11 protein-coding genes are annotated in these 10,283 nt (G+C 70.4%); 8 read left to right on the top strand and 3 right to left on the bottom strand.

Going from position 1 to position 10,283, the window contains the following annotated elements; translation table 11 throughout:
- The 3 genes from A6Q79_RS11305 to dnaA form a co-directional block, all read right to left on the bottom strand.
- A partial coding sequence (locus tag A6Q79_RS11305; protein ID WP_317698298.1) for a histidine kinase dimerization/phospho-acceptor domain-containing protein occupies positions 1-1,576 on the bottom strand: 1,576 nt, incomplete at its 3' end.
- An 87-nt stretch (positions 1,577-1,663) separates the two neighbouring features.
- Entirely contained in the window at positions 1,664-2,452 is a 789-nt protein-coding gene (gene dnaN / locus A6Q79_RS11300) for a DNA polymerase III subunit beta (RefSeq protein WP_317698296.1), read from the bottom strand.
- A gap of 451 nt (positions 2,453-2,903) precedes the next feature.
- On the bottom strand, positions 2,904-4,451 hold the full coding sequence (gene dnaA, locus A6Q79_RS11295) for a chromosomal replication initiator protein DnaA (RefSeq protein WP_067852969.1): 1,548 nt from the start codon (positions 4,449-4,451) through the stop codon (positions 2,904-2,906).
- A gap of 343 nt (positions 4,452-4,794) precedes the next feature.
- Here dnaA and rpmH point away from each other — a divergent pair, with 343 nt between their 5' ends.
- The 8 genes from rpmH to A6Q79_RS11255 form a co-directional block, all read left to right on the top strand.
- Entirely contained in the window at positions 4,795-4,932 is a 138-nt protein-coding gene (rpmH, locus tag A6Q79_RS11290) for a 50S ribosomal protein L34 (RefSeq protein WP_067862010.1), read from the top strand.
- 3 nt (positions 4,933-4,935) lie between these two features.
- The gene (gene rnpA / locus A6Q79_RS11285) at positions 4,936-5,313 is read left to right on the top strand and encodes a ribonuclease P protein component (protein WP_144433844.1); all 378 of its coding nucleotides are present in this window, start codon (positions 4,936-4,938) and stop codon (positions 5,311-5,313) included.
- Complete coding sequence (yidD, locus tag A6Q79_RS11280; protein WP_083516534.1) at positions 5,310-5,627, top strand: membrane protein insertion efficiency factor YidD; 318 nt, start codon at positions 5,310-5,312, stop codon at positions 5,625-5,627. The genes rnpA and yidD overlap by 4 nt, the downstream gene beginning before the upstream one ends.
- The gene (gene yidC / locus A6Q79_RS11275) at positions 5,612-6,583 is read left to right on the top strand and encodes a membrane protein insertase YidC (protein WP_067861118.1); all 972 of its coding nucleotides are present in this window, start codon (positions 5,612-5,614) and stop codon (positions 6,581-6,583) included. The genes yidD and yidC overlap by 16 nt, the downstream gene beginning before the upstream one ends.
- Before the next feature lie 7 nt (positions 6,584-6,590).
- On the top strand, positions 6,591-7,064 hold the full coding sequence (locus A6Q79_RS11270) for a R3H domain-containing nucleic acid-binding protein (protein WP_067861115.1): 474 nt from the start codon (positions 6,591-6,593) through the stop codon (positions 7,062-7,064).
- Positions 7,003-7,695 (top strand): 16S rRNA (guanine(527)-N(7))-methyltransferase RsmG, encoded by a 693-nt coding sequence (rsmG, locus tag A6Q79_RS11265; protein ID WP_317698290.1) that lies wholly within the window; start codon positions 7,003-7,005, stop codon positions 7,693-7,695. The genes A6Q79_RS11270 and rsmG overlap by 62 nt, the downstream gene beginning before the upstream one ends.
- A 51-nt stretch (positions 7,696-7,746) precedes the next feature.
- Complete coding sequence (locus tag A6Q79_RS11260) at positions 7,747-8,760, top strand: ParA family protein (protein WP_269465270.1); 1,014 nt, start codon at positions 7,747-7,749, stop codon at positions 8,758-8,760.
- The coding region (locus tag A6Q79_RS11255) for a GntG family PLP-dependent aldolase (protein ID WP_317698284.1) at positions 8,760-10,283 on the top strand (1,524 nt) is incomplete at its 3' end. The genes A6Q79_RS11260 and A6Q79_RS11255, both read left to right, overlap by 1 nt.

Here is a 10,283-nt window from a genome sequence, read left to right as displayed (position 1 = left end):
GCGTGGGGTCGCCCGCCAGCATCCGGGGCACCTCGGGTGCGCAGGAGACGACCAGCTCCAGCCCCTTGGCGCGGGCGGGCTCGCCGAGCACGCCGACCACCTGCTCGACGACCTGGCGGACCTCGAAGTCGAGCACCTCGAGCTCGAGGTGGCCGGCCTCGATCTTGGAGAAGTCCAGGATGTCGTTGAGCACTCCGAGGAGCGCGCGGCTGGCCACCTGCACGCCGGTCGCGAGGCGCTGCTGGTCGGGGTCGAGCGTCGTGCGCAGCAGCAGGTCGTTGAGCCCGATGACCCCGTTGAGCGGGGTGCGGATCTCGTGGCTCATCGTGGCCAGGAAGTCCGACTTCATCCGCGAGGCCTCCATGGCCGCGTCGCGGGCGTGCTCGAGCTCCGCCGCCGTCCGTTCGCGCCATGCCACCAACGCCATCTGGGCGGCGACGTGGTCGACCATCTGCTCGATCATGGCGTGGCGGAAGAGCGGGGGAGCCGAGGTGATCGTGATGACGGCGAGGACCTCGCCGCTCAGCACCACCGGGAAGGCGATGGTGAGGCGGGCGTCGTCCCAGGTCGGCTCGCGGCTGGACAGGACCCTGCGGGCGAGCCGCAGCTCCGCGGCGTCGCGCAGGGGATCGGGCTGCTCGCCGGGCACCACGATCGGCACGAGGTCCCCGTCGTCGACCCAGAACCCGCGGGCGCGCTCCCAGTCGTCGTGCAGCAGCACCAGGTCGCGTGCGCGCAGCAGCAGCTCGTCGAGGCTCGACGCGGCGTTCGCCGCGCTCGCGACCGCCTGCATCAAGGTGTTCTGCGCGACCTGGTCCTCGAGGGCGAAGCGCGTCTCCTGCACCTCGTTGACGTCCTGCAGGGTCCCCGACATCAGCAGCCGGCCGTCCCGGTCCACGTGCACGACCCCCCGGCCGCGGGTCCACATCCACTGCTCCTGCGCCTGGACGCGGACGATGACGTCGAAGGTGCCGTGCTCGGCGATGGCGGCCTCGACGCGTGACTCGACCATCGCCTGGTCGTCGGGGTGGACCTGCCCCAGGAAACGTTCGTAGCTCCAGGGTTCCTCCGCGCTGGAGGAGCCGAACATCGTGTCGACCTCGACCGAGCCGGTGATGGTGTCGGTGGTGAGGTCCCACTCCCAGCTGCCGACCCGCGCGATGCGCTGGGCCTCGGCGAGGTTGCGGCGGCTGGTGCGCAGCGCCTCGACCATCTCGCGCCGGGAGGTGTAGTCGCTGAAGGAGAGGCACAGCCCCGGGGTGCCCTCCTCGACCTGCAGCAGCGACTCGCGCACCAGGCACCACATGGGCGTGCCGTCGGCGCGGATCATCTGGACCTCGACGTCGCCGGGCTGCAGGCCGTTCTCGCGCACCTGGCGCAGGTGCTCGGCCAGCTGGATCTTGCCCAGGTCGTCGAGGGTGTCGTACATCGACACTGCGTCCATGCGGTCCGGCTCGACGCCGTACATCGCCGCCATGGCCGGGTTGGTGTAGGCGGTGCGGCCGTGCAGGTCGATGACCCAGATGCCGTCGGGTGACCCCTCGACGACTCCGCGGTACAGACCCGACAGGTCCACGTCACTCCTTCCGGCCCCGGTGTCGGCCCCGATGCCGCCCGGCGTCCACAGCCTAGGGCGAGAGCGGGGTGGCGGTGCGTGAACGACTCAGATCTGCCGCCCCCCGGCGATGAGCAGGGCACCGTCCTCTTGCTGCTCCAGCGTCAGCTCGACGGTCTCGGTGCGGCGGGTGCCGTTGCCGACGGTGCCCTCGAAGCCGATGAGACCGTCACCGGTCTCGCCCGAGGAGATGGCGATGGTGATGTCGGAGCCGGAGACCAGGGAGCGCGCCGTCTCGCCGAGCACGCGTGCGGGCACGAGCGCGTGGCCGGAGGCGTCGCTGGCCTCGGGCGACCACTGCAGCTCGCGCAGGCTGGCGCGGAAGCGGTCGGTGGCCATGAGCGAGATCGTCGAGCCGTCGATCTCGAGCCGGACGCCGGTGAGCAGCGGCAGCATCTCGTCGCGGCCGGCGGCGGCGCTCGCCTGCGCGACGGCCGTGGCGAACTCGTCGGCCTTGATCGTGCCCGACGACGTCGGCATCTGCGGCAGCTGCGGGTACTCCTCCACGGGCATCGTGGACAGGCTGAACCGCGCGCTCCCGCACGAGACCTGGACCTTGGTGCCGTCGAGGCTGACGTCGATCGGCTTCGACGGCAGCGACTTGACGATCTCCGACAGCAGGCGGCCCGACACGAGGGCTCGGCCGTCGTCGGCGACCTCGGCCGGCAGCGTCGCGCGGGTGGAGGTCTCGTAGTCGAACCCGGACAGCGTCAGGCCGTCGCCGGCGGTCTCGATGAGGAGCCCGGCGAGGACGGGCACGCTCGGCCGGGTGGGCAGGCTGCGTGCGGTCCACGCCACGGCGTCGGCGAACGTGTCGCGATCGATGCGGAATCTCACGAATCGAGGCCTTTCGGGCATGAGAAGACTAGGACTGCATCCTGCCACGGACACGGTGTGAAGCGTAGGTCGGGCGAGGCGTCCTGAGGACGTCGTCCTGCTCGTCCACACCCAGGCCGTCCCGTCACTCTTGCGGGGGATCCGGACATGTAACTCCCTCGTCGTCGTCGTAGGCGGTGTGGATCCCGTGGACAACCGGCGTCGGCCCAGGTCAGGCGGCGTGTCGGTCCGTGGACGACGGTGTGGGCGTGCCGTGGACGCACCCCAGGCGGCTGTGCACGTCCGTGCGTCGTTCACACCTCGTTCACACGTCGGTCGCGTCTGTCCACCTGAGGTCGAGACTTTCCCACAGTGTCGTCCCCAGGTGTGCATGAAGCCCGCGGGCACCACGCGACGAGGCCGACGTCCCTCGGACGTCGGCCTGGTGGCGGCGGCAGGTGCCGCGCGGGGGTCAGTTCTGACGGGCCTGCTGCTTGATGCGGTTCGTCAGCTCCGTGACCTGGTTGTAGACGGCGTGCTTCTCGGCCATGAGCTTGCGGATCTTGCGGTCGGCGTGCATGACCGTGGTGTGGTCGCGTCCGCCGAAGTCGGCGCCGATCTTGGGCAGCGACATGTCGGTCAGCTCGCGGCACAGGTACATCGCGATCTGGCGGGCGAGGACGAGGTCGCGGCTGCGGTTCGTGCCGCACAGCTCCTCGATGGTGAACTCGGAGTAGGCGGCGGTCTGCGCCAGGATGACGCCGGCCGTGATCTCCGGCTCCTCGCCCTCGGCGACGAGGTCCTTCAGCACGATCTGCGCCAGCTGGAGGTCAACGGTCGCGCCCTGCAGGTTCGCGAACGCCGTGGCGCGGATGAGCGCACCCTCGAGCTCACGGATGTTGGTCTGCACCTTGCTCGCGATGAACTCGAGCACGTCGGCCGGTGCGGTGAGCTTCTCGATCGCGGCCTTCTTGCGCAGGATGGCGATGCGGGTCTCGAGGTCCGGCGGCAGCATCTCGGTCTGCAGGCCCCACTCGAACCGGTTGCGCAGCCGCTCCTCAAGCGTGCGCAGGTTCTTCGGGGGCCGGTCCGACGTCATGACGATCTGCTTGTTGGCGTTGTGCAGCGCGTTGAACGTGTGGAAGAACTCCGTCTGCGTCGACTCCTTGTTCTCGAGGAACTGGATGTCGTCGACAAGCAGCACGTCGATCTCGCGGTACTTCTGTCGCAGCGCGGCGGTGCGGTTCTCACGGATGGCGTTGATGACGTCGTTCGTGAACTCCTCGCTGTTGACGTAGCGCACGCGCGAGGAGGGGTAGAGGTTCAGGACGTAGTGGCCGATGGCGTGCAGCAGGTGCGTCTTGCCGAGTCCGGAGTCGCCGTGGATGACCAGTGGGTTGTACGCCTTGCCGGGCGCCTCGGCGGCCGCGACCGCGGCGGCGTGGGCGAAGCGGTTCGACGAGCCGATGACGAAGTTCTCGAACAGGTACCGCGCGTTGAGCCTGGCTTCGTGGGCGCTGGTCCGACGCTGCACGGGGTCGGGCTCCTGGGCCCAGCTCGGGACGAACTCGTCGACGTCGATGTCGTCACCCTCTTCCTCGGGCGCCGGGGGCACCACCGAAAGTGGATGTGTCGACTTGTCGTCATTCTGGGGTCCGGGCCCCTGCGGTGCCGTGTTCTGCGGTCCTGCAGGGTGCGGGCGGTCGTCGGCCTGCGGCGTCGCGGACGACGGGCGGTCCCGCGAGCGGTCGGCGAGCGACGGCTCGATGGTGACGACGAGGCGGACCTGCTCGCCGAGGTGCGACGACAGCGCGTGCTCCAGGGCAGGGCGGACTCGCGACTCCAGCTGCGCACGGCTCAGGTCGTCGGGCACGCCGACGATGAAGATCCCCGGGTGCCGGCTGATCGGCTCGGCGCTGTAGACCCAGACGCGGGCGCCGTTCGACAGGGTCGAGACGGCGTGGTCCCACGCCGTGGAGAGCTCGACGTCGTCCGAGGTCTGCCCTGAGGCGTCGGTCATGCAGGTCTCCCGAGGGGTCGCGTGGTCCACAGAGTTGTCCACACGGTGTGCATCCAGCTACCCGCTGGTCCTGCGCTGTGGAAAAAGGCGCAGAGCGGCGACGCTAGCAGCGGTCGCGAGGTCGTTTCAAGCGGGTTGGGAAGATTGCCGTGATGCTCTCGGCGTGTCGCGTGGACCGGTTGGTCGCAGGTAGCCTATGGGGCGGGTTTGACCACGCTCCGACCGCCCCGTACCGTGGAGCAGTCGTGCAACACGACCGTTGCCGCATGCCCACGACCGAGATCTTCGCCGTGGGCGAGCGGTGGCCGTCGATCCCGGCCCGAATCGTCGAAGGACCAAACTCGTGAGCAAGCGTACGTACCAGCCGAACAACCGTCGTCGCGCCAAGAAGCACGGCTTCCGCCTGCGCATGCGCACGCGTGCGGGCCGCGCCATCCTGGCCAACCGTCGCCGCAAGGGCCGCGCGAACCTCTCCGCCTGAGCCGTGCTCGGGCGGCCCCACCGCATGCGTGAGGCCGGCGACTTCAAGGTCGCGGTCCGCCGCGGGGTGAAGGCGTCGTCGCCGACCCTCGTCGCGCATCTCTCGATCGGAACCGACGGAGACACCTCCGTCGGTTTCGTCGTGTCCAAGGCCGTGGGGCCGGCCGTCGTGCGGAACCGCGTCAAGCGTCGGCTGCGGCACCGCGTGCGCGACCACCTCGAGCACGGGGCGTTGGCCTCGGTGCCGGCGGGGTCGCGGCTCGTGGTGCGGGCGCTGCCCCGTGCGGCGTCCGTCGACGGCCCGACGTTGTCGGCCGACCTCGAGTCCGTGCTGACGACGGCGGTCGAGAAGGCGGAGCGTCGGGGCGGGGTGCACCGGTGAGGACCGTGCTCGTGTGGCTGCTCCGGGCCTACCGGTTCGCGATCAGCCCGTTGTACGGCCAGGTCTGCCGCTACTACCCGACCTGCTCCGCCTACGCGCTCGAGGCCGTCGAGACGCACGGCGCCGCCCGCGGGTCGTGGCTCGCCGCGCGACGTGTGTGCCGGTGTCATCCTTGGGCTGCCGGTGGCGTCGATCCGGTGCCGCCACGTCGCGGTGCCCAGGGCACGCCCGAGGACGAGCAGCACCCCTCTGAACCTCCCGTCGCCTCGGCGACGGTCACCCCCACCCCTGGAGAACCATGTTCGACTTCCTAGGTTCGATCGGCTCGGCCATCATGACGCCGCTGTACTACGCGGTGTCCGGCGTGCTGCTCGTCTGGCACGAGATCTTCACGCGGCTCGGCCTCGACCCGTCGGGCGGCTGGTCGTGGGCGCTGGCGATCGTCGGCCTGACGGTGACGATCCGCGCGCTGCTCATCCCGCTGTTCGTCAAGCAGATCAAGAGCAGCCGCAACATGCAGCTGCTACAGCCCCACATCAAGGAGCTGCAGAAGAAGTACGGGCACGACCGGGAGCGCCTGGCTCAGGAGCAGATGAAGCTCTGGAAGGAGCACAACACCAACCCGTTCGCGTCGTGCCTGCCGCTGCTGCTGCAGATGCCGGTCTTCTTCGCGCTGTTCCGCGTGATCGACCAGGCCGCGAAGAACGGCGCCGACGGTGCCCGCGGGTTCATGACGGCCAAGCTGGCCGAGGAGCTGCAGGACGCGGTGTTCCTCGGCGGCCGGATCGCCGACACGCTCGTCAGCGCGACGCACGTCGAGACGCGCATCATCGCCGTGATCATGGTGCTGACGATGTGCGCCACGCAGTTCATCACGCAGCGCCAGCTGATGAGCAAGAACATGCCGCCGGACGCGCTGTCGGGTCCGTACGCCCAGCAGCAGAAGCTGCTGCTCTACGTGCTGCCGGTCGTCTTCGCCGTCGGCGGCATCGCCTTCCCCGTGGGCGTCCTCATCTACTGGACCACCTCGAACTTCTGGACCATGGGCCAGCAGTTCTACGTCATCCGCAACAACCCCGCGCCGGGCACGCCGGCGTTCAAGGCGAAGCAGGAGCGCGACGCCAAGCACGGCAAGAACGTGCCGGAGGACCCGCTGAAGGAGATCGAGAAGCCGCACCCCGGTCTGCAGCGCAACCAGCCGAAGAAGCAGACGCGCAACCAGCGGACCTCCGGGTCCAAGCCGAGCCCGAACAAGAAGAAGAGGAAGTGATCCGGTTATGACCGACGCTGCGAAGCTGGAGGCCGAGGGCGACATCGCCGCGGACTTCCTCGAGGAGCTGCTCGACATCGCCGACCTCGACGGCGACATCGACATGGACGTGGAGAACGACCGTGCGTCGGTCTCCGTCGTCGGCGGCGGCCTGGACCACCTGGTCGGACGCGGTGGTGAGGTGCTGGAGGCCCTGCAGGAGCTGACCCGGCTCGCCGTGTACCGCGAGACCGGCGAGCGGAGCCGACTGATGCTCGACGTCGGCGGCTTCCGTGCCCAGCGCAGGGTCGCGCTGGAGTCGGTGGCGGCCGGCGCGATCGAGCGGGTCCGCTCGGGCGAGCCGCGCGTGGCGCTCGATCCGATGAGCCCGTTCGAGCGGAAGGTCGTGCACGACGCTGTCGCGGCCGCCGGACTCGCCAGTGAGTCCGAGGGCGCTGACCGGAGCCGTCACGTCGTCGTGCTGCCGGCGGCGGACGCCTGAGGTCCGCATGAGTGTTTCACGTGAAACACCCCCGCCGCCCCCTTCGGCTGCGGGGGTGTTCCACGACCAGCTGCCCCTGATGACGCAGTACGCGGCGATCCTCGCGAACGAGGGTGTCGAGCGCGGCATGATCGGACCGCGCGAGGTGCCGCGGCTGTGGGACCGACACCTCGTCAACAGCGGAGTGGTCGTCCCCCGGCTTCCCGCCGGCGCGACCGTGGCCGATGTCGGATCGGGCGCGGGACTACCCGGCCTCGTCTGGGCCATCGCCCGACCCGACCTGCAGGTGACGTTGATCGAGCCCCTGCTGCGGCGGACCACATTCCTGCAGGAGGTGGTCGACGAGCTCGAGCTGATCAACGTCGAGGTGCTGCGTGCGCGTGCTGAGGACGTGGACCGCCAGTTCGAGGTCGTGACGGCGCGCGCTGTGGCGGCGCTCGAGAAGCTCGCGAAGTGGTGCATGCCGCTCGTCGCACCCGGTGGCGTGCTGCTCGCGCTCAAGGGACAGTCGGCTGCGGACGAGGTGAAGGATGCCAAGCGCACACTCGGACGTCTCGGTGCGACCGCTACGCTGATCCGGACGTACGGTGATGTCGAGATCCCGACCACCGTGGTGGAAGTGTCGAAGTGACGACCCTCGTCCGGACCGGGGCGGGGCATGTTTCACGTGAAACGAGGTCCTGTGAGCGCTGACGACAAGCAGACACCCGGCTCGTCGACGTCGCTGAGCTCGGTGGCGTCAGGTGCGGCGCCGGCGTCGAGCTTCACATCGTCGGAGCCGGACCAGCCCTTCGACACCCCGCTCGCGCGTGAGGCACGGGACCACGTCGACCTTGCCCGCCGTGCCCGCAGCACGACCCAGCTGCCCCGCCCCGACCAGACACGGATCTTTGTCGTGGCCAACCAGAAGGGTGGGGTCGGCAAGACGACCACGGCGGTGAACGTCGCGGCGGCCCTGGCTCAGAAAGGGCTGCGCATCCTGGTGGTCGACCTCGATCCGCAGGGCAACGCCTCGACGGCGCTCGACATCGCGCACACCGAGGGGACGCCCGGCGTCTACGAGGCACTGGTCGAGGACGTCCCGCTGTCCGAGCTCGTCCGGCCCGCGCCGCAGCTACCGGGCATCACGGTGCTGCCCGCGACCATCGACCTGGCCGGCGCCGAGATCGAGCTCGTGTCGCTGGTCGCGCGCGAGACCCGGCTGAAGAAGGCGCTCGCCGCCCACCTGGAGGAGCGCGAGCGGGCGGACGACCGGATCGACTACGTCGTCATCGATTGCCCGCCGTCACTCGGTCTGCTCACCGTCAACGCGCTGGTCGCCGCCCGTGAGGTGCTCATCCCGATCCAGTGCGAGTACTACGCCCTCGAGGGCCTGGGCCAGCTCGTGCGCAACATCGAGCTCGTCCGCGCGCACCTCAACCAGGACCTGGAGATCACCACGATCCTGCTGACGATGTACGACGCACGCACGCGCCTGTCGGCCGGCGTGGCCGAGCAGGTGCGCAGCCACTTCGGTCCGAAGGTCCTGGCCACCGCGATCCCGCGCTCCGTCCGGATCTCCGAGGCGCCGAGCTACCAGCAGTCCGTCCTCACCTACGACCCGGGCTCGTCCGGTGCGCTCTCCTACCTCGAGGCCGCCCGCGAGATCGCGCAGTCAGGGACGTCCGACCCGACCACCAGCGAGAGGGGCGCCTGATGGCACCACGTCGTGGACTCGGCCGAGGGCTTGAGTCACTTATCCCGTCGACCCCCGCCGAGGCGAAGGAGTCCGGGCTCCAGGAGGTCCAGGGCGCCCGCTTCGCCGAGCTGCCGCTCGACGCGGTCGTCCCGAATCCCCGACAGCCGCGCCAGGTCTTCGACGAGCAGGACATGGCCGAGCTCGTGCACTCGATCCGCGAGGTCGGCCTGCTGCAGCCCGTCGTCGTCCGCGAGACGGCGCCGGGCGCCTACGAGCTGATCATGGGGGAGCGTCGGTGGCGCGCCTCGCGCTCGGCCGGTCTCGAGACGATCGGCGCGATCGTGCGCGACACGACCGACGAGGACCTCCTGCGTGACGCCCTCCTGGAGAACCTGCACCGCTCGCAGCTCAACCCCCTGGAGGAGGCGGCCGCCTACCAGCAGCTGCTCGACGACTTCGGCTGCACCCAGGAGGAGCTCGCCGACCGCATCGGTCGTTCGCGCCCCCAGGTCACCAACACGCTGCGGCTGATGAAGCTGCCGCCCGCGGTCCAGCGCAGGGTCGCGGCCGGCGTGCTGTCGGCCGGGCACGCTCGCGCGCTGCTCTCGGTCTCCCACCCCGAGGTGCAGGACCGCCTCGCCGCACGCGTGGTGGCCGAGGGCATCTCGGTGCGTGCGCTCGAGGAGCGTGTCGCGGGGATGTTCGGCCACGAGGCCGCGCTGTTCACCCCCACCGGGTCGCTGGCCAACGTGCTCGCGGTGGGCCTGCTGGTCCCGCCGGGGCAGGAGGTGCTGTGCGAGGCCTCGGCCCACATCGCGCGCGCCGAGCTCGGCGCCCACGGCGCGGTCAGCGGCGTCACCATGCGCACCTGGATCCACGAGCGGGGTGGTGTCGACCTCGAGGTCCTGCGCCGTCTGGTCGCCCCCGACATGGGCCCGTTCTTCGTGCGCACCGCCGCGATCTCGCTGGAGAACACCCACAACTTCGCCGGCGGCACCGTCCTCCCGCTCGCGGACCTGAAGGCCGTGCGGGCGCTCGCCGACGAGGCCGGCGTCGCCGTCCACGTCGACGGAGCGCGCCTCTGGAACGCGCACGTCGCCACCGGCACCCCGCTGACCGAGTACGGCGCCGCGACCGACTCCCTGGCCGTCTGCCTCTCCAAGGGGCTCGGTGCCCCGGTCGGGTCGCTGGTCGTCGGGTCCGCCGATGCGATGGCCGAGGCCCGGGTGCGCCGCAAGCGCCTCGGCGGCGGCATGCGCCAGGTGGGCATCCTGGCCGCCGCCGGCCTGCACGCCTTGGACCACCACGTCGAGCGCCTCGCCGACGACCACGCCCACGCCCGGTTGCTGGCCGAAGCCTGCGGCAGCGACCCGGACTCGGTCGACACCAACATCGTGGTCGTCGAGAAGGCCGACGCCGCCGGGTTCGTCGCCCGGGCGAAGGAGGCCGGCGTGCTGGTCGCCACCGTCGGGCGCGCCACTGTCCGGCTCGTCACCCCCCTCGATGTCAGCCGCTCGGACGCCGAGCGCGCTGCCTCGGTG

The organism is Aeromicrobium sp. REDSEA-S32_B7 (assembly GCF_001626145.1).
Lineage (GTDB): Bacteria > Actinomycetota > Actinomycetes > Propionibacteriales > Nocardioidaceae > Aeromicrobium > Aeromicrobium erythreum.
The sequence above is the reverse complement of the archived record's forward strand: the minus strand, read 5'-3'. Positions and strand labels throughout refer to the sequence as shown.

What these genes read in the sequence shown, in the direction of transcription:
- dnaA (WP_067852969.1), bottom strand. Translation starts at nt 4,451, where the DNA reads ATGACCGACGCCTCAGGGCAGACCTCGGACGACGTCGAGCTCTCCACG.
- yidC (WP_067861118.1), top strand. Translation starts at nt 5,612, where the DNA reads ATGTTCGACTTCCTAGGTTCGATCGGCTCGGCCATCATGACGCCGCTG.
- A6Q79_RS11270 (WP_067861115.1), top strand. Translation starts at nt 6,591, where the DNA reads ATGACCGACGCTGCGAAGCTGGAGGCCGAGGGCGACATCGCCGCGGAC.